The organism is Nocardioides sp. NPDC006273, from assembly GCF_040613495.1.
Taxonomy (GTDB): Bacteria; Actinomycetota; Actinomycetes; order Propionibacteriales; family Nocardioidaceae; genus Nocardioides.
In genome coordinates this window covers 1-17,325 of sequence record NZ_JBEXSD010000002.1, presented here as the reverse complement: position 1 = coordinate 17,325, position 17,325 = coordinate 1, and the positions used below count along the sequence as shown (strand labels likewise).

The window sequence follows — 17,325 nt, the reverse complement described above, 5'->3', positions numbered from 1 at the left end:
CTGCCTCTCGACCTCGAGAACTGACGTTTCGGCGGGCTACAGGTACTGGGGCAGGTCGGACTGGATCTCTTCCGGCGTCACTGTCGGCTCGTAGCGCTTGAGGACCTCGCCGTCGCGGCCGATGAGGAACTTGGTGAAGTTCCACTTGATGTCGCCGGGCTCGGTCGCCGGGCTGATGTCCTTCACCGCCTCGTAGAACTGACCAAGGTGCGGGCCCCAGTCACCGGGCGCCTCGGCGCGCAGGAAGTCGTAGAGCGGCTCGGCGTCCTCCCCGTTGACGTCCACCTTGGCCAGGACCGGGAAGGTCACGTCGTACGTCGTCTTGCAGAACTCCTGGATCTCCTCGTCGGTGCCGGGTTCCTGACCCAGGAACTGGTTGGTCGGGAACCCGATGACCTCGACCCCGGCGTCCTTGGTTGCCCGGTAGAGCGCTTCCAGGCCCTCGTACTGCGACGTCAGACCGCACTTGCTCGCTACGTTGACGATCAGCAGCAGCTTGCCCTTGTAGTCGCTGAGGGAGACGGTGCTGCCGTCAGCGGCGGTCGCTTTGAAGTCGTGGGTGGTGGTCACAGGTCTCTCCTCGATCGAGTTCTGGGTCAGGGGGACAACCCGGCTGGGCCCGAGGTTATGCCCCGCGCTGATGCCGAACCGACGAGGCCTCCTCGGCCAGCCGCCGGTCCCTGGCGACCGTCATGATCGCGGCCGCCATCCACTCGAGCGCCTCGGGCATCTCGTAGGCGATCTCCTCGAGCAGCGTCGGCATGTCGTGCCGACCCACCGACAGCAGCATCTCGCTCAGCGAGCCGTCGGGCGCGGTGACCATGAATCGAAACTCGATCGCCTCCGGAGTCACCGTCGCGGCGCACCGGCCGGTCTCGAACGTCCACGGCGCGCGGCGGACATCGCCTTGGGTGCCGGGAGTCGTCATGACGGGGCAGCATATTCAATCCGCCGCCTCCGCCGCATCCCCTAACGCTTAGCGAATCATCTTTCGAACAGTGATTCGAATCTCGCCGCCAGACACGCCACCCCAACACGCGCTCCTCAGCCCACGGACCGGTACGTTCATCCGCGGCATACGGCGGGGAGCACTGAGAGGGACACCAACTTCACATGATGGGCGGGCATCACGCGGCCTCGGGCGCGGCCGCGTGGATCGCAGTGACATCGTCGGCACCGATCGCGTTCGGATGGTATCCGGGCGTCTCGGACGTAGGTGTGATGACCGGCGCCCTGGTGTGCGCCGGCGCCGCGCTGCTTCCGGACGCGGACCACCACAACGGCACGATCGCCCACTCGCTGCCACCGGTCTCCGAAGGCGTGACCAAGATCGTCGGACGGGTCTCCGGCGGCCACCGCAACGGCACCCACTCGATCCTCGGCGTGCTCGCCTTCACCGGCATCGCCTGGGGCGCGGGGAAGCTCTCGCTCGAGACCGAGACCTTCGGAAGCGTCCTGATCGGTCCGGGCATCATGTGCGTCCTGCTCGTCGCCTTTGCGATGGACGCGCTGAAGCTCACCCGCAAGGGCGTCCTGTGGCCTTGGATCCCGGCGGTGGCGCTGGCGGCCATGATCGCGGTCTTCGCGCCCGAGGAGTGGTGGTGGATGCCGTTCTCAGTCGCGCTGGGCTGCGTCGTACACCTGCTCGGCGACTTCGTGACGACGATGGGGATCCCGGTGTTCTGGCCGATCGAGCCCAAGCCGCCGAAGTGGGTGCGGCGCAACAAATGGCTCCCCTTCGACAACATGTGGACGCGGGGCGGACATTTCGCCCTTCCTGTCCTCGGCGACGCCGGCTCCATCCGCGAGTGGGTCGTGATGACCCCGGTCAGCCTCTACGCCATCGTCGGCTTCGGCTGGGCGATGCTGAGCCAGATGGGCTTCGACGTCGACAGCCGCTGGGACGTCCTGGTCACCAACCTCAGCGCGCTCGTCTGAGCGACCGTCTCCACGGCTTCTCGCCGCTCACGTCTGCGACTGACCGCCGACGCCCGCGAAGCGGGCGCACGAGGACGATCCCCGCCACGAGCCCGAGGGCAGCGAGAAGGGCAGCAACCGCGAGCATGCCGCTCAGGACGACCTTGGTCTGGATGTCGCGGTGCTCCTCGCCGACATCGTCCGCGACGATCAGCGTCATCGCCACGATCGTGTCCTTGAGAAGCTGGATGAACCGGGCCATGTCCTCGGACCAGACCTGCGCGGCCGGCCTCCCCGGCCCTTGCCTCTCCAGGTCCGACACCACCCGCTCGAGCGAGCCGTCGTTGATGGCCCGGACGACGGCGTTCTGGGAGACGACGCCGCGCGAGCCGTCCGCGAAGGTGCCGTCCGAGATCTTGTCCAACGCCTTCTGGGTCGCCTTCGGGGCGTCGGCGTAGAAGGAGCGTGAGGTGAGCTGCCAGGACGTACGCGCCTCACTCATCGCCTTCATCGACTCCTCATCGATCCGGCCCGTCATCAGCGCCGGCACCATGATCGCCCGCTCGACGCCCAGGGACTCGGCGGCCGACCTGACGTACTTGAGGTTGGTGACCTGCTTGTAGATCTTCTCGTTTCGGATGTTGGGCATCTCGGTCGCGAAGTCGAGCAGCTCGTAGGCGGTGTCGGTGTAGGCCGCGACGGCGGCCTCCGTGCTCGCCTTGTCGCCGTCCTCGAGGTCCTTGCGATAGGCGTCGATGCCCTTGAGGACGGTGTAGGTGCGCTCGACCCGCTCCCGCAGGCTCGGGGTGTCGGCGAGATCGATCTTGGTGATGTCGTCGCGCCACGCCTCGATCGAGTCGTCGGTCACCTGACGATAGGCCTGCCGGACCGCGTCCGGGACCTGGTCCGAGCTCAGCGCGTCACGCTCGAAGATGAGGTCCATCCCGAGCTCGTAGCTCTCCGGGAGCGCGCCCGCGATCGTCATCGCTCCGTTGGAGACAGCCCGCTCCTCGAGCGCTTCGACGAAAGCCAGTCCGCCCAGGACCATGGCGATCACCACCGGGATCAGAAGCGCGCCGAGCACCCGGGTGCGCAAGACGCTCGGCTTCGGGGCGGCATGAGACCGAGGCGTACGCTGCGCCGACTCCACCGCCCCTGCGACAGCTGTCGCCGATGACGGCGCGGGAGCGGAGAGTGCCTTGGGTGCGGCGATCGCCGCGAGCTTGGCGGGCGCGGACAGCTCCCGGCTGCCGGTGACGACCGCGGGCACGACCCCGGGCCTGCGCGCGAAGGCGACGACGTCGCCAGCGGTGGGTCGCCGCGACGGGTCCTTGTCCATCATCGACGCCACGAACTCGTCGACGTGGGAGGGCACGGTGACCACGTCGTTGACGTGCGGAACCGGTGCGGTCACATGCTGGTAGATCATCGAGACCGGCTCGGAGCCGGCGTAGGGAGCCCGGCCGGTGAGCAGCTCGAAGCAGACGCAGCCGAGCGCGTAGATGTCGCTCGCCGGACCCACCACGGTGTCGGCGGCCTGCTCGGGCGAGATGTAGGGCAGGCTCCCCATCACATGCCGGGTCGAGGTGAGCCGCTCGGCCTGATGGTTGGCCAGCTGGGCGATGCCGAAGTCGAGCACCCGGATCCGGCCGTCACCGTCATAGACCAGGTTGGACGGCTTGATGTCGCGGTGGATGATCCCCGAGGCGTGGACCGCGGTGAGCGTACGCGCGACCTGGACCATCGCCTCGCTCGCCTCCTCGACGGTGAACCGCCCCTGCTTCTCGAGGCGGTCGGCCAGCGTCGGACCGGGCAGCAGCTCCATGACGAGGTAGACGATGCTGCCGTACTCGGTCTCCTCGACCCCGACGTCGTGCACCTGCACCGTGCCCGGGTGGCTGGCCGCAGTCGTCGAGAGCGCTTCACGACGGAAGCGCTCGGTCACCTTGGGGTCGGCAGAGATCTCCACGATCTTCACGGCCACCCAGCGCTCGAGCCTGGTGTCGGCCGCCTGCCAGACCTCGCCCATCCCGCCGCGGCCAAGCAGTCGGTGCAGGCGGTAGCGGCCTGCGATCGGGGGGCGCGTTCGCATGCGCATATGTTGTCGGACTCACACCCCGTGCGTCTTGTGTACGCACCGATGGGGTCGGCCGATCTTTGCTGATGTTCGCGGTTCACGCATCAACCGCTCGCCTTCGCACACGGAGCAGGGCGAGCCCGAGCACGACGAACGCCACCAGCGCGATGCCGGTGAAGACACCCCAGGCGATCGTCTGGTTCTGCGCGTCCCTGTGCTCACGATCGATGCCCTCGGCCAGCCGGCGAGCAGAGTCGACGAATACGGTCTTCAGGTCCTGGACGTAGCGGGCCGCATCGGCCAGCCAGAGCTGGTCCACAGATCTGCCGTCGGCGGTCGCCTCCAACTGCCTCACGACATCCTCGACGGCCCGTGCGTTGAGCACTCGGATGACGGCGCGCTGGGACGAGACCGCGTGCGAGCCGACCTCGAACGACCGACCGGAGATCCGGTCGAGCGTCTGCCGCGTCGCCGGGTCGGCGCGTGCGTAGATCGACGCCGAATGGGTCGCCCAGGAGTCCTGAGCCACGCTGAGGTCGGCGATGCCCTGGTCACTGATCCGCCCGTTCCGCAAGGCGTTCGCCATGATCCTTCGCTCGAGCCCGAGCACCTCGGAGACGGATCCGATCAGCTCCAGGTTCCGTGCCTGCTTCGCCAGCTCGTCGTCCTGGAACGAAGGCAGCTCGGCGGCGAGGTCGAAGAGGCCGTTGACCGCGTTCGTGTACACCTCGACGGCCACCAGCTTGCCGGACCTGTCCCCGGCCCGGGTGGCCGCACGGATGTCGGAGAGCCTCTCGACTGCGGCCGCCGACCTCTCCATCCGCCGCTGCAGGCCTGGGTCACCCTCGGTGTCCAGCTCCTCGACCTCGCCGGTCCAGGCCTCGATGGATCTGTCGGTGATCTGGAGGAAGTCCTCCGTCAGCGCCGCGTCGGTCCGCAGCGCATCGCGCTCGATCGAGAGGTCGAAGGCGAGCTGGAAGCTGGTCGGCAAGATCGCGGCGAGCGGCACGGCGCTCCCGACGTCCGACATCGTGTCGCCGGCCCGGAGCGTGCTCCAGCAGCCGAAGACCAGCCCCGGCAGGAGCAGGACCATCAATACGCCCAGGGCGGACGACACGACCCGGGTACGGCGCTCGTTTGCTCTGGACGGCCGAACGATCTTCTTCGGCGGGGCGGAGAGCCCGCTCTCCAGCACGGCCACGACCTCCTCTGCCCGCGGCCGCTCGGCCGGGTCGACGGCGAGCATCGCGGTGACGATGCCGTCGATCTGACCGGGCACCGTCACCAGCGAGCCGATCCGCTCGGGCTCGGTCCCTGCGTACGGCGGACGTCCGGCGAGCAGCTCGAAGAACACCGCACCCAGCGCGTAGATGTCGCCGGCGGCGCTGACCCGCTGCCGCTCGATCTGCTCGGGAGCCAGGTAGGGCAGGCTCTCCCCGGGACGCGGCGCCGGCGCACCGATCAGGACGGCCTTGCCGTCCTCGGCACTGGACCAATCGCCGACCAGGGCGATCGTGGCAGGCCGGATGTCGCCGTGCACCTGCCCGGCGGCGTGGCCACCGAGGAGGATGCGCGCGATCTCGCCGACGATGGCAGAGGCCTCGTCGGGCTGAAGTCGTTGTTCCTGGACAAGCCGGCCGGCAAGACTCCGACCGTCCAGGGCGGTTCCGCCCTGTCCGGTCAGGTGGTTCGTCTGCTGGCGACCGGCGCGTGGGGGACGGATCCGCATGGGCCCATGGTCCCTGGTGAGCAGCCCTTCAGACCCGGTCTGAACCGAGAGTTCTCCTGGGCGTGGCCAAGAGTTCCACTCGCCCGCCGGGCTAGCCCGGCCGGAGCCGAATCCCGTACTGCTGCACCTTGCGGTAGACAGTGGCTCGCGACATCCCGAGCTCCGCGGCCGCTTCCTGCATGGTGATCCCGGGCCGGGTCAGGACGCGGACGATCTCACCTCGCTCGAAGGCGTCGATACGCGACAGCGGGCGCCTGGTGTCGGAGAGGACGTCAGCGGGAAGGTGGCGCAGGTCGACCTGGTCCCCGGCGCTCACGGCACGTTGGACGACATGGACGAGCTCGGTGACGTTGCCCGGCCAGCCGTGGTCGTGCAGCGCCCGCTCCGCAGCCGGGGTCAGCGCGATCTCCCGACCCCGCAGCCGGAGGCCGACCCGATGCGCCAGCGGAAGTACGTCCTCCGGCCGCTCCCGCAGCGGCGGCACCTCGACCACAGTGTCGACGAGGTCTGTCAGCGCCGCTGGAATGCCCTCGAAGGTGTCGGCGGTCATCGCGAACGGAACCGCGGCGACCGCTCCGGGCGCCGCCTCGACCAGGAGAGCGTGCAGCCGCTCGGCCACCCAGGCCGGGAGCATGTTCACGTCGCGTACGACCACCGCGGTGTCCTGCTTGGCGAGCTCCGGCGTCCACAGCGACAGCCATGCCTCGGCGTCGGCCGGCTCCGGGGCCGACGCCGCCAGGATCCGGTCACGCGGCCGCAGGTCGCGGAAGGCTTGGGCGACCAGCGTCGTACGCCCCACCCCCGGCTCTCCCACCACGGCGACCCGCCGGCCGACGGCGAGCGCGTCGCGCACCTTCCCCAGCGCCTCGCGCCAGACGGTGGAGAGGTCACGGAGGGTTCCTGCGCCCGGTTCCAGCCGGGGCGCCTCGACCCGGAACACCTCGCCGCGGGGAGCCGGCCGCGGAAACCTGCCATGGGCACGCGCGACCATGAGCGAGGCGGTGTTGCTCGCCGCCGACTGGGCCAGGGCCAGCAGCAGCTCGTGGGACGACTCCGACCAGGTGGTGAGGTTGACGCTGCCCTCCAGGCGGCCGCTGACCGGGTCGATCACCGGCGCGGCCGCACAGGTGTAGCTGCACAGCGAGAGCGAGTAGTGCTCGTCGGCCCGGACCACGGTCGGTGTCCGGTCGGCCAGCGCGAGACCGAGCCCGTTGGTGCCGGCCGCACGCTCGGCGTAGCTGAACCCCGGCGCCAGGTGCACCGCGTCGAGGTCCCGGAGCAGCTGCTGGTCTCCGCTGACGCGGTTGAGCACCAGTCCCCCGGGGTCGGTGAGCATCAGGCTGACCGGTTCTCCGACGAGGGTGCGATGGAGGTCGTGGAGCACCTCCTGGCCGCACTGGAAGAAGAGCGACTCCTGGTCATAGGCGCCGGAGAAGACCGGGTCGACATCCTCGACGGAGACGCCGTACTCCTGGCTGCGCTGCCACGAGGCCCGGACGCGAGGCGCCAGTGCAGAAGCATCGACGGCCCCGGTGCGCTGCGCGATCGGATGGCGGCCTGTCATGTGATCGACGTTACATCCGGCGGGGGTCAGGGACAGCCGGGCAGCGTCTCAGATTGAGACGGTCGAGGTCTCACATTGAGACGCCGCACCCCTGATCTGCGCGCCGACCCGGCCCTAGCGTCCTGTGACGGAAGCCACAGACCGGAGGACCCGATGTACACCAAGAACAACGAGTCGTACTTCATCGTCGACGCCCACGTCGCGCTCTGGGACGCCCGTCCGGAGAACCAGCGCAACATCCACGGCAAGCAGTTCATCGACTGCTTCTACGACTACCACCGCAACCTCTCCCCCGAGTCGGAGCAATGGTCCTACGAGGACTACCTCTACCAGGGCGGCGAGCGGCTGATGCACGACCTGTTCGAGGTCGGCTACGTCGACCACGCGATCTTCCAGCCTGCCCACCTCGGCGAGTTCTACTCCAACGGCTTCGGGCAGACCGAGGAAGCCTCACAGCTGGCCGCGGAGCATCCGGACAGGCTGACGTACAACCACCACTTCGATCCGCGCAACGGCGAGGCCGGGCTCGAGCAGCTGCACGCCGACGCCGAGCGGTTCGGTCTCAAGGGCGTGAAGCTCTACACCGCCGAGTGGCACGGGGACTCGCGTGGCTGGAAGCTGACCGACCCGTGGGCGTACCGCTACTTCGAGGCCTGCCGGAAGCTCGGGATCACCAACATCCACATCCACAAGGGCCCGACGATCCGGCCGCTGGACCGCGACGCCTTCGATGTCGCCGACATCGACCACGTCGCCAGCGACTTCACCGACCTGAACTTCATCGTCGAGCACGTCGGCCTGCCCCGGCTCGAGGACTTCTGCTGGATCGCCACCCAGGAGCCCAACGTGCACGGCGGGCTGGCGGTGGCGATGCCGTTCATCCACACCCGGCCGCGCTACTTCGCGCAGATCCTCGGCGAGCTCGTCTACTGGATCGGCGAGGACCGGATCCAGTTCTCCTCCGACTACGCGATCTGGACGCCGAAGTGGCTGATCGAGCGGTTCGTCGACTTCCAGATCCCCGAGGACATGACCGAGTACGCCCCGCTGACGGCCACGCAGAAGAAGAAGATCCTCGGCCTCAACGCCGCGAAGATGTACGGCCTGGAGGTGCCCGCCGAGCTGCGGCTGCCCGAGGCGGACGAGACCGCGACGGGTCCCCGTGAGCCCGAGCGGGCCGACCTCGCGGCGGTGTGACATGTCGCTGTTGACTCACGAGAGCACCCGCGCCGCCGAGGCGTACGCCGCGCTCAACGCTGTCGTCGACCCCGAGCTCGACGAGCCCATCACCGACCTGGGCTTCGTCCGGTCGCTGACCGTCTCCGGGAGCGCGCCTGTCGAGATCGAGGTCCATCTGAGGCTGCCGACGTCGTTCTGCTCGCCCAACTTCGCCTATCTGATGGCGAGCGACGCCAAGGACGCACTGACCGCGCTGCCGTGGACCGACCACGTGGTCGTCGAGCTCGACGACCACCACGACTCCGATCTGATCAACGCCGGTCTGGCCGCCGATGCCGGCTACGTCGGCACCTTCCGGCACGAGGCCGAGTCGTCCCTGGACGAGCTGCGGACCACGTTCCACCGCAAGGCTCACACGGCTGCGCTCGAGCGTTGCCTGACCCGGCTGTTGAGGGGGCAGCCGGACCTGGCCGAGGACGCCGTTGGCGAGGTCCTGCTCGGGGACCTGCCCGACGACGACTTCACCGCCTCGCTCCGGCGACGCCGGGCGGTCCTCGGGCTGCCCGACCTGCCGGAGGCGTACGTCCTGGTCGACCACGCCGGCGAGCGACCCAGCGACATCCCGCTGGCCTTGCGGAGGGCGCGTTCGACCCGGATCTCGATCGACGGCAACGCGCACTTCTGCCGCGGCCTGCTGGCGACGCGCTACGGCGACGAGGTCACCTCGCCCGCCTTCGTACCTCTGACCGACCTGCACCGAGAAGGAGCACCATCATGAGCACCATGCGAGCCGTCCAGGTGGTCGGCTACCACCAGCCGCTGGCGATGGCCGAGGTCCCGACCCCCGAGCCGACCGGCCCGTTCGACGTCGTCGTCAGGATCGGCGGCGCCGGCGTGTGCCGCACCGACCTGCACATCCTGGAGGGCCAGTGGGCGGAGAAGTCCGGCGTCGCGCTGCCCTACACGATCGGTCACGAGAACGCCGGGTGGGTGCACGCGGTCGGTGACGCCGTCACCAACGTCGCCGAGGGCGACAAGGTCATCCTGCACCCGCTGATCACCTGCGGGCTGTGCCGCGCCTGCCGCTCGGGCGACGACGTGCACTGCGAGCTCAACCAGTTCCCCGGCATCGACACCAACGGCGGCTACGCGGAGTACCTGAAGACCTCCGCGCGCTCGGTGGTGAGGATCGACGACTCCCTGGAGCCCGCCGACGTGGCCGCCCTGGCCGACGCCGGCCTGACCGCCTACCACGCGGCCGCGAAGGCCGCCCAGCGGCTGACCCCGCGCGACAGGTGCGTGGTCATCGGCGCCGGCGGGCTCGGGCACATCGGCATCCAGGTCCTCAAGGCCCTCAGCCCGGCCGAGCTGATCGTGGTCGACCGCAACCCGGACGCGGTGAAGCTCGCCCTCGACATCGGCGCCGACCACGGCGTCGTCGCCGACGGCTCCCAGGTCGACCAGGTCCAGGACCTCACCGGTGGCCACGGCGCCGAGGTCCTCGTCGACTTCGTCGGCGAAGGCGGCGCGACCGCGGAGGGAGTCCGGATGCTCCGCCAGGCGGGCGACTACCACGTCGTGGGCTACGGCGAGAACATCGATGTGCCGACCATCGACATCATCTCGGCCGAGATCAACTTCATCGGCAACCTGGTCGGCTCCTACAACGATCTGTGCGACCTGATGGCGCTCGCCGCCCGCGGGGCCGTCACCCTGCACACCCAGAAGTACGCCCTCGACGACTTCCAGACCGCCGTCTCCGACCTCGACGCCGGCCGGGTCCGTGGCCGCGCGATCTTGGTCCCCTGACTACGCAACCCAGCCGTACAGAGTTCGTACCGAACACATTGGAGGCAGTCATGTCCACAACCGCAGAATCGCCCCGTGTCGCCCTCGTGACCGGAGCAGCTCAAGGCATCGGCAAAGGCATCGCCCTACGTCTCGCCGCAGACGGGCTCGACGTCGCAGTCAACGACATCGGCGCCAACGGTGACCGGCTCAAGGCCCTCGCGGAAGAGATCGAGTCGATGGGTAGGCGTTCGACCGCGATCGAGGCTGATGTCGCCGATCCGACCGCGGTGCAGACCATGGTGGACCGGGTGGCCGCCGACCTCGGACGACTCGATGTCGCAGTGGCCAACGCCGGGATCGCCGACGTGAAGCCGTTGCTCGAGACCACACCCGAGGAGTTCGACCACCTGATGTCGATCAACCTCCGCGGTGTCTACCTCTGCTACACGGCCGCCGCGAAGCAGATGATCAAGCAGGGCGGTGGCGGCAAGATCATCGGAGCGGCATCGATCGTGGCGTACCGACCCTTCGCGCTGCTCGGCCCCTACTCCGCCTCCAAGTGGGCCGTCCGCGGGCTCACCCAGGCCGCGGCCATGGAGTGGGCACAGCACGGCATCACCGTCAACGCGTACTGTCCGGGCATCGTCGGCACCGCGATGTGGGACCACATCGACGAGGAGCTGGCCAAGCACGAAGGCCTGCGCAAGGGCGCGGCCATCGAGAAGCACTCGGAGCTGATCCACCTCGGCAGGGTGTCGGTTCCGGAGGACGTGGCCGCGTTCGTGTCCTACCTCGCCTCCGAGGACTCGGACTACATGACAGGCCAGTCCGTGATGATCGACGGGGGCATCCAGTTCTCGTGACTTCCATCCGATCCATGAAGGAGAGCTCATGATCTTCATCGCCGCCCGCTTCCGGATCAAGCCTGAGTACGCCGAGGACTGGCCGGCCATCTCCGGCCCGTTCACGGAAGCGACCCGGGCCGAGCCCGGCAACCTCTGGTTCGACTGGGCCCGCAGCCTCGACGACCCGAACGAGTACGTCCTGCTCGAGGCCTTTGCGGACCAGGACGCCGGGGCTGCCCACGTCACCTCTGCCCATTTCAAGCAGGCCCAGGCGGACCTGCCGCGCCATCTCGCCGAGACACCGCGGATCGTCAACACCGACGTTCCGGGTCAGGAGTGGTCCGAGCTCGGCGAGCTCGCGGTCACGGGCTGAACCCACGGATCCCGCTCGACCTCGGTGGTTCCAGGTCGAGCGGGATCCGTCACGTCAGCCACGCACCGAGGTGCGCCGCCCCAGGTACGCGAGGCAGGCGACGGCGAGCGCGACGCCCCACAGCGGCCACAGCATCTCCGGCCCCCACGCGGCCCAGTCCGAGGTCGCCCCGGGGACCCGCCAGAGGTCGTCCGAGATCACCAACCGCCAGAACGAGATCCCGGCGGACATCACCACGCCGGCGACCAGGAGCCCGGGCACGAGGGCCATCGCGATCGGCACCGGACGACCGCCGATGCGGGGCACCCAGCGCCAGAACACCTCGCCCCAGCGCGCGACCAGGCCCCAGGTCAGGACCGCCCCGACCACGGCGGATGCCGCGAGCCCGAAGCCGGCCCACTTCGCCTCGCCGAGCTCCTCCAGCATCCCGTCGCTGATCCCGAGCGGAATGTTCAGCGCCCAGGCGATCCGGGTGACGGCATAGAGGAGAGGTACGACGACAGCGACCGCCACCGCAGGACGCCCCCAGCGCGCCCAGCGGCCCCAGTCCAGACGCCCGCCCGGCTCGGCCTGTCCGAGGAAGGAGACGCCGGCGACGACCAGGGCCAGCCCGCCGGTTGCGTGCGCCAGAGCGACACCGGAGTCGACGAAGAGGCCCCACTCGAGCTGTCCGGCGCCCGGGCCGACCCCGACCATCGCCAGCAGGACCTGGGGCAGGTAGCCGAGGAACATCAGCGCTCGGACATCGGAGACGACCACGGCCACGACGAGCCCGACGACGATCAGGAGCCATCCCGTCGCCCTCGTCGTACGCGGTGTCCGCATCTTCGCGGCCACGCCCCCGGCAGCCAGGGCGAGGAGCGCCAGCACCGCGATCACCCAGGACATCTGGGTGCCGCTCAGAGCGCCGAGCGGCGAAGCCGCATCGGGGACCCACGGGTCCGGTGCCCTGCCCAGCAGGGCGAGCCCGACCAGAGCGCCGAAGGCGAGGGTCCAGGCGCCGGCGACCCAGGGTGCTGCGCGCAGCACGACGGAGCGGTGCTGCGTACGTTCCGTTCCTTCCATCAGGGCGCGCATCAGGCCACGCTCCTGGCCGTGTCCCAGCGCTGTCCGACCGTGCGCAGCAGGGCCGGATAGACGATGGCGTAGCGGAAGGGCTTGATGAGGGCCATGTAGGCCTCTCCGAACCGCCCGTTGGGTCGCACCAGCACGCTCATCTGCGCGCTGAAACCGTCGGGCGCGCTGTCGTCCTCGACCCAGCCGAGGTGCAGGACCCCGTGCATCGTGCGGTTGGCGATCTCCGCGGCGTACTCCCGATCCGTCAGGTAGAGCGCGTGGAACGGGATGGTGTCGCTCTCGGGTGCCGGACGGTTCCGGAGATCCTCGGGCAGACGATCTCGCAGCGGCGCGACCCGTCCGCCCAGGCCCTGCTCGTCGCCGTCGGTGCCGAGCATCCTGCCGAGCGCCCAGCGGACCGCGAAGAGGAAGCGGTACGCCGCCGGGAAGTCGCGGTCATCATCGGCCATCATCGCTGTGACGAAGCGCGATAGGTCGTCGGGGCCGCCCTGGACGGGCAGGGCCCAGACGTCCTCGAGGTCGAAGTCCTCGGTGATCTCGTGGATCCGCCAGTGCCGGCCGGAGTAGGCGCCCGACGGCAGCGGTCTGGTTCTCAAGGGAGCTTGTGTGGTCATGTCTCCACACTGGCCTGCGTGCGACCGCGGCTCGTCGCCCTCAGGTCTCGGGCACCTCAGCCTCTGGGATGAGGCTCGTTACCCCGACCGACCAGGCCGGTCTCGTACGCCAGCACGACCGCCTGCACCCGGTCGCGCAGGCCGAGCTTGGCGAGCACATGGCCGACGTGCGTCTTCACCGTCGCCTCGGAGAGGTGGACGCGGCGGGCGATCTCGGAGTTGCTGTCGCCGGTGGCGAGCTCGAGCAGCATGTCGAGCTCGCGGGGCGTGAGGGTTGCCCGGATGTCGGCGGCCCGGCCGCTGTCGGCCGCCGGCGCCGTCGCCACGTGCTCGAGCAGGCGTCGCGTCGTCGACGGCGCCACCACGGCGTGACCGGCGTGGACGGTGCGGATCGCCTCGACGATCTCCTCGGCCCGGGCGTCCTTGAGGAGGAAGCCGCTCGCGCCGGCCCGGATCGCCGGGAACGCGTAGTCGTCGAGGTCGAACGTCGTCAGCGCGACCACCTTCGTCGCAGGCTTCTCACTCGTGATCGTGGCCGTGGCCTGGATCCCGTCGAGGCGCGGCATCCGCAGGTCCATGAGAATGACGTCGACCCGCTTCGTACGCACCAGGGCGAGCGCCTCGTGACCGTCGGCCGCCTCCCCGGCGAGCTCGAGATCGGCCTGGCTCTCCACCATCATCCGCAGCGCGGAGCGCATCAGCTCCTGGTCGTCGACGATCGCCACCCGGATCGGGCTCTCCGGCTCGCTCACGCTGTTCGCTCGCTGACGCTCGCTCATAGCGGCATCATGGCGCGTACCCGCCACCCGTCGCTGCTCGGCCCCGTCTCGAGCGTCCCGCCGACCGCGGCCACCCGTTCACGCATCCCGCGCAGGCCTCGTCCGGGCGGGCTCTGTGCGCCCACCCCGTCGTCGTTGACCTCGACCTGGAGATGGCGGCCGGTGCGTTGCACCGACACCGTCGCCGCTGCTCCTGGCCCCGCATGCCGGGTGACGTTGGTGAGCGCCTCCTGCACGACCCGATAGGCGGTCAGGCCGACGGCCGGTGCGACCTGACCGGGCTCGTCCGTCTCGAGACTGACATTCAGGCCGGCTGCGCGCATCCGCTCGACGAGATCACCGATGTCCGTCAGTCCCGGCTGTGGCTCGGTCGAGGCGATGTATCGAGCTTGTCGAGATGACTGCCCGCCGAGCACCCCGAGCAGCCCCCGCATCTCCGTCAGCGCCTCCCGGCCGGTGTTCGCGATGGTGTCGAGGATCCCCGCCGCCCGCTCCGGCTGCTGCCCGACGACCATCCGGCCGGCCTCGGCATGGCTGACCACGACCGCGAGCGAGTGGGCGACGACGTCGTGCATCTCGCGCGCGATGCGCTGACGCTCCTCGGCTGCCGCACGGTCGGCGACCTGGTCGGCCCAGGCGGCCCGGGTGGCACGGAACCGACCGAGCGCCCACGCCGCCATCGTGGCCGCCAGCGTCGCGGTGGTCACCATCAGCCACCAGGTCCACCCCTGCAGGCCGGTGCCGTCGAAGTGCCACACGCGTACGACTGTCAGCAGACAGCCCACCAGTGCGATGCCGAGCGCGACCCCGGGCCATGGTCGCCGGTCCTGAGCGCTCACCGCGTAGAGCAGCGCGAAGAAGCACAGGCTGCTCGGCAACAGCACCGGTCCGAACTCGCTCCCGGCGGCAGCTGCCGTCGGCCCGCCTAGATCGGGAGCTGCGACCAGCACCAGCTCGGCCAGCGCCCCGGCGACGTACGACTCCAGCGGCCGGCGTCGAGCGGTGACCACGGAGGCGTGCAGCGTCACCAGTGCGACCAGGAGCGCGATCTCCCACCCCGTCGCGACGTCGCCCTCGGTCACCGATGTCCATCCGACCGGGAGCAGGGTCAGCGCGAGGACCCCCGCCAACGCCAGCTGTCCGACGTCTCCGAGCCAGCGGGGCCCGGGAGCAGCTGCCACGGTCATGCGCCAACCCTATGGTGTCGAGGACGACCGTGGGCCCACTCCGATCGGAGCGGGCCCACGAGATGAGCTCGGGATGAGCTCAGCAGAGCTGTCCGCGCTCTGTCACATGCTGCGCGGTCCGGTGGCGTCGTCGCGCTCCTTCGCACTCATGCTGCGCGACTTCAGCAGGCTCAGGATGGTGGTGATCGCCAGGATCCCGACGATGACGCTGAGCGAGACCGAGATCGGGATCTCGGGGGCCCACTCGACGTGGTGGCCACCGTTGATGAACCACACCTCGTTCTCGTGGAGCGCGTGGAAGACGAGCTTGAGGCCGATGAAGCCGAGCAGGATCGCCAGACCGTAGGACAGGTAGACCAGCCGCTCGAGCAGGCCACCGATGAGGAAGTAGAGCTGGCGCAGTCCCATCAGCGCGAAGATGTTCGCGGTCAGAACGAGGTAGGGCTCCTTGGTCAGACCGTAGATCGCCGGGATCGAGTCGAGCGCGAACAGCAGGTCGGTGACTCCCAGGGCGCAGATGACCACGAACATCGGGGTCGCGATCCGCTTGCCGTTCTCCTGGATGAACATCTTGGCGCTGGTCCACTGCGAGGTCATCGGGATGTGCCGCTCGAGGAACTTCACCACGGCGGGCTCCTCGTACTCGTCCTCGTCCTCACCGCCCTCCTTGGCCAGCTTGACCGCGGTGTAGATCAGGAACGCACCGAACAGGTAGAAGACCCAGCTGAAGTTCTCGATCGCGGCCGCGCCCACGGCGATGAAGATGCCGCGGAAGATCAGCGCCAGGATGATGCCGATCAGCAGCGCCTTCTGCTGGTACTGCCTCGGCACCGCGAACTTCGACATGATGATGATGAAGATGAACAGGTTGTCGACCGAGAGCGAGTACTCCGTCAACCAGCCCGCGAAGAACTCCGTGCCGTACTTCGGGCCGGAGAACACGAAGACACCGATGCCGAACAGGATGGCCAGGCCGATGTAGACGCTCAGTGCGACGACCAGCTCCCGACGGGAGGGCTCGTGCGGCCGACGGCCGATCACGAGTACGTCGAAGAGCAGCACAGCGCTGGCGATACCGATGGTCAACCACCAGATGAGCGGTGAGACGTCCACGAAGGGACTCCTTAGATCGTGAGGCAGAGCGTTTCTTGGGGAAGATTAGGCGACCGACGTCAAACCTTCGAAGTCGTAGTAGTCCGCAACATCCGTCCACGGCATCGGCGACTGGCGCTGGGGTCGGCCACGGCGACACCCGACCTAGTTGTATAACGAGTGCGTAACTAGTCTAACGAGTAGCACCCCAAGCACATCACATGCTTTCAGGCGCGGACGGCGAGGTGAGTCGGCGATCACACCGTGGATGACTGGACCTCAACCGGACTTGATGTCCTAGCGTCGCAGTGAAAGAGAGAGGAGGGGGTGTGAGCGACACACTCACCGACCAGTTCAAGGCCGGATTCCGCCGTTACCCGACCGGTGTGGCCGTCGTGGCCGCCTCGACCGAGACGGGTCCCGTCGGGGCAACGGTCTCGAGCGTGGCCTCAGTGAGCGCGAACCCGCCGATGCTGTCGTTCTCGGTCTCCCGGTCGGGCCGCTCCGGGCCGGCGCTCACCGGGAGCGACCGCATCGCGGTGCACGTCCTCACCGAGTCCCAGGCCCATGTCGCGGCAGCGTTCGCCGACCGGACCGCACCGCGGTTCACCGTCGCTCAACGCTGGGCACTCCCCCAAGGGGAACCCCCGGTCCTGGACGGGGCCGCGGCGAGCTTCTACGGGCGGGTCGCCCGCGTCGTCCCTGCCGGCGAGGCCTGGCTCGTGCTGCTCGAGGTCGACACGATCGAGCTCGGCGAGAGCTCCGAGCCGCTCCTGCACCACGACCGGCGCTACTGGTCGCTCGGCCCGGCGGTCAGCCCCCTCCCGCTCGGCCGCATCCTGCCGGAGAAGGCTTCCTGACCGTCGGCATCGACGGTCTTTCCACATCACCACCGAAAGGAACCAGCATGCGACTTTTCGCTCCCACCATCGAGGTCTCGGCCCACTGCGACCTGCCCTGCGGCGTCTATGACCCCGCCCAGGCCCGCATCGAGGCCGAGTCCGTGAAGGCAGTCATCGCCAAGGCCCTGGACAGCGACGACCCCGACTTCCGCACCCGCGCCGTGCTCATCAAGGAACAGCGCTCCGAGCTCGTCAAGCA

18 protein-coding genes are annotated in these 17,325 nt (G+C 69.1%); 8 read left to right on the top strand and 10 right to left on the bottom strand.

Annotation, left to right across the window (positions count from 1 at the left end):
* Nucleotides 1–36: 36 nt before the first annotated feature.
* Both ABZZ22_RS01145 and ABZZ22_RS01140 read right to left on the bottom strand, forming a co-directional pair.
* Entirely contained in the window at nt 37–570 is a 534-nt protein-coding gene (locus ABZZ22_RS01145; protein ID WP_354925963.1) for a glutathione peroxidase, read from the bottom strand.
* Nucleotides 571–625: 55 nt separating this feature from the next.
* Nucleotides 626–928 (bottom strand): hypothetical protein, encoded by a 303-nt coding sequence (locus tag ABZZ22_RS01140; protein WP_354925961.1) that lies wholly within the window; start codon nt 926–928, stop codon nt 626–628.
* A 185-nt stretch (nt 929–1,113) separates the two neighbouring features.
* Here ABZZ22_RS01140 and ABZZ22_RS01135 point away from each other — a divergent pair, with 185 nt between their 5' ends.
* Complete coding sequence (locus tag ABZZ22_RS01135; RefSeq protein ID WP_354925959.1) at nt 1,114–1,938, top strand: metal-dependent hydrolase; 825 nt, start codon at nt 1,114–1,116, stop codon at nt 1,936–1,938.
* Here the strand turns inward: ABZZ22_RS01135 and ABZZ22_RS01130 are convergent.
* The 3 genes from ABZZ22_RS01130 to ABZZ22_RS01120 form a co-directional block, all read right to left on the bottom strand.
* Entirely contained in the window at nt 1,922–4,009 is a 2,088-nt protein-coding gene (locus ABZZ22_RS01130) for a protein kinase (RefSeq protein ID WP_354925957.1), read from the bottom strand. The two genes, ABZZ22_RS01135 and ABZZ22_RS01130, sit on opposite strands and share 17 nt — an antisense overlap.
* 82 nt (nt 4,010–4,091) lie before the next feature.
* Entirely contained in the window at nt 4,092–5,723 is a 1,632-nt protein-coding gene (locus ABZZ22_RS01125; protein ID WP_354925955.1) for a nitrate- and nitrite sensing domain-containing protein, read from the bottom strand.
* A gap of 91 nt (nt 5,724–5,814) precedes the next feature.
* Nucleotides 5,815–7,287: a GAF domain-containing protein gene (locus ABZZ22_RS01120; protein ID WP_354925953.1), complete on the bottom strand. Its 1,473-nt coding sequence runs from the start codon at nt 7,285–7,287 to the stop codon at nt 5,815–5,817.
* Between the two features lie 153 nt (nt 7,288–7,440).
* Between ABZZ22_RS01120 and ABZZ22_RS01115 the strand changes: the two genes are divergently transcribed.
* Genes ABZZ22_RS01115 through ABZZ22_RS01095 form a run of 5 tightly spaced genes read left to right on the top strand, consistent with a single transcriptional unit; the run spans nt 7,441 to nt 11,475 of the window.
* The gene (locus tag ABZZ22_RS01115) at nt 7,441–8,484 is read left to right on the top strand and encodes an amidohydrolase family protein (protein WP_354925952.1); all 1,044 of its coding nucleotides are present in this window, start codon (nt 7,441–7,443) and stop codon (nt 8,482–8,484) included.
* Nucleotide 8,485: 1 nt separating this feature from the next.
* On the top strand, nt 8,486–9,244 hold the full coding sequence (locus ABZZ22_RS01110) for an iron-sulfur cluster assembly protein (protein ID WP_354925950.1): 759 nt from the start codon (nt 8,486–8,488) through the stop codon (nt 9,242–9,244).
* Nucleotides 9,241–10,275, top strand: a complete 1,035-nt coding sequence (locus tag ABZZ22_RS01105; RefSeq protein ID WP_354925948.1) for an NAD(P)-dependent alcohol dehydrogenase — start codon at nt 9,241–9,243, stop codon at nt 10,273–10,275. The genes ABZZ22_RS01110 and ABZZ22_RS01105 overlap by 4 nt, the downstream gene beginning before the upstream one ends.
* Nucleotides 10,276–10,325: 50 nt before the next feature.
* On the top strand, nt 10,326–11,120 hold the full coding sequence (locus tag ABZZ22_RS01100; protein ID WP_354925946.1) for an acetoin reductase: 795 nt from the start codon (nt 10,326–10,328) through the stop codon (nt 11,118–11,120).
* A gap of 28 nt (nt 11,121–11,148) precedes the next feature.
* Nucleotides 11,149–11,475, top strand: coding sequence for a putative quinol monooxygenase (locus ABZZ22_RS01095; protein WP_354925944.1), 327 nt, complete (start codon nt 11,149–11,151; stop codon nt 11,473–11,475).
* Nucleotides 11,476–11,529: 54 nt separating this feature from the next.
* On the opposite strand, the gene ABZZ22_RS01090 is transcribed toward ABZZ22_RS01095, so the two are convergent.
* The 5 genes from ABZZ22_RS01090 to ABZZ22_RS01070 form a co-directional block, all read right to left on the bottom strand.
* A complete protein-coding gene (locus ABZZ22_RS01090; protein WP_354925942.1) occupies nt 11,530–12,552 on the bottom strand; it encodes a hypothetical protein in 1,023 nt (340 codons plus the stop codon).
* Nucleotides 12,552–13,148 carry a DUF2867 domain-containing protein gene (locus tag ABZZ22_RS01085; RefSeq protein ID WP_354925940.1) on the bottom strand — a complete coding sequence of 199 codons (597 nt, stop codon included), beginning with the start codon at nt 13,146–13,148 and terminating at the stop codon, nt 12,552–12,554. The genes ABZZ22_RS01090 and ABZZ22_RS01085 overlap by 1 nt, the downstream gene beginning before the upstream one ends.
* Nucleotides 13,149–13,222: 74 nt before the next feature.
* Nucleotides 13,223–13,945 carry a response regulator transcription factor gene (locus ABZZ22_RS01080; RefSeq protein ID WP_354925938.1) on the bottom strand — a complete coding sequence of 241 codons (723 nt, stop codon included), beginning with the start codon at nt 13,943–13,945 and terminating at the stop codon, nt 13,223–13,225.
* Nucleotides 13,942–15,132, bottom strand: coding sequence for a histidine kinase (locus tag ABZZ22_RS01075; RefSeq protein ID WP_354925936.1), 1,191 nt, complete (start codon nt 15,130–15,132; stop codon nt 13,942–13,944). Before ABZZ22_RS01075 ends, ABZZ22_RS01080 begins: the two co-directional genes overlap by 4 nt.
* A gap of 102 nt (nt 15,133–15,234) precedes the next feature.
* The gene (locus ABZZ22_RS01070) at nt 15,235–16,245 is read right to left on the bottom strand and encodes a TerC/Alx family metal homeostasis membrane protein (protein ID WP_354925934.1); all 1,011 of its coding nucleotides are present in this window, start codon (nt 16,243–16,245) and stop codon (nt 15,235–15,237) included.
* A 308-nt stretch (nt 16,246–16,553) separates the two neighbouring features.
* On the opposite strand from ABZZ22_RS01070, the gene ABZZ22_RS01065 reads away from it, so the two are divergent.
* Both ABZZ22_RS01065 and ABZZ22_RS01060 read left to right on the top strand, forming a co-directional pair.
* Entirely contained in the window at nt 16,554–17,084 is a 531-nt protein-coding gene (locus tag ABZZ22_RS01065) for a flavin reductase family protein (RefSeq protein ID WP_354925932.1), read from the top strand.
* A gap of 47 nt (nt 17,085–17,131) precedes the next feature.
* Nucleotides 17,132–17,325 (top strand): superoxide dismutase [Ni] (locus ABZZ22_RS01060; RefSeq protein ID WP_354925930.1); only part of this gene is annotated, 194 nt, incomplete at its 3' end.

Coding starts and splice junctions, on each gene's coding strand:
- ABZZ22_RS01140 (WP_354925961.1), bottom strand. CDS start 928: ATGACGACTCCCGGCACCCAAGGCGATGTCCGCCGCGCGCCGTGGACG.
- ABZZ22_RS01135 (WP_354925959.1), top strand. CDS start 1,114: ATGATGGGCGGGCATCACGCGGCCTCGGGCGCGGCCGCGTGGATCGCA.
- ABZZ22_RS01130 (WP_354925957.1), bottom strand. CDS start 4,009: ATGCGAACGCGCCCCCCGATCGCAGGCCGCTACCGCCTGCACCGACTG.
- ABZZ22_RS01125 (WP_354925955.1), bottom strand. CDS start 5,723: ATGCGGATCCGTCCCCCACGCGCCGGTCGCCAGCAGACGAACCACCTG.
- ABZZ22_RS01120 (WP_354925953.1), bottom strand. CDS start 7,287: ATGACAGGCCGCCATCCGATCGCGCAGCGCACCGGGGCCGTCGATGCT.
- ABZZ22_RS01115 (WP_354925952.1), top strand. CDS start 7,441: ATGTACACCAAGAACAACGAGTCGTACTTCATCGTCGACGCCCACGTC.
- ABZZ22_RS01110 (WP_354925950.1), top strand. CDS start 8,486: ATGTCGCTGTTGACTCACGAGAGCACCCGCGCCGCCGAGGCGTACGCC.
- ABZZ22_RS01105 (WP_354925948.1), top strand. CDS start 9,241: ATGAGCACCATGCGAGCCGTCCAGGTGGTCGGCTACCACCAGCCGCTG.
- ABZZ22_RS01100 (WP_354925946.1), top strand. CDS start 10,326: ATGTCCACAACCGCAGAATCGCCCCGTGTCGCCCTCGTGACCGGAGCA.
- ABZZ22_RS01095 (WP_354925944.1), top strand. CDS start 11,149: ATGATCTTCATCGCCGCCCGCTTCCGGATCAAGCCTGAGTACGCCGAG.
- ABZZ22_RS01090 (WP_354925942.1), bottom strand. CDS start 12,552: ATGCGCGCCCTGATGGAAGGAACGGAACGTACGCAGCACCGCTCCGTC.
- ABZZ22_RS01080 (WP_354925938.1), bottom strand. CDS start 13,945: ATGAGCGAGCGTCAGCGAGCGAACAGCGTGAGCGAGCCGGAGAGCCCG.
- ABZZ22_RS01075 (WP_354925936.1), bottom strand. CDS start 15,132: ATGACCGTGGCAGCTGCTCCCGGGCCCCGCTGGCTCGGAGACGTCGGA.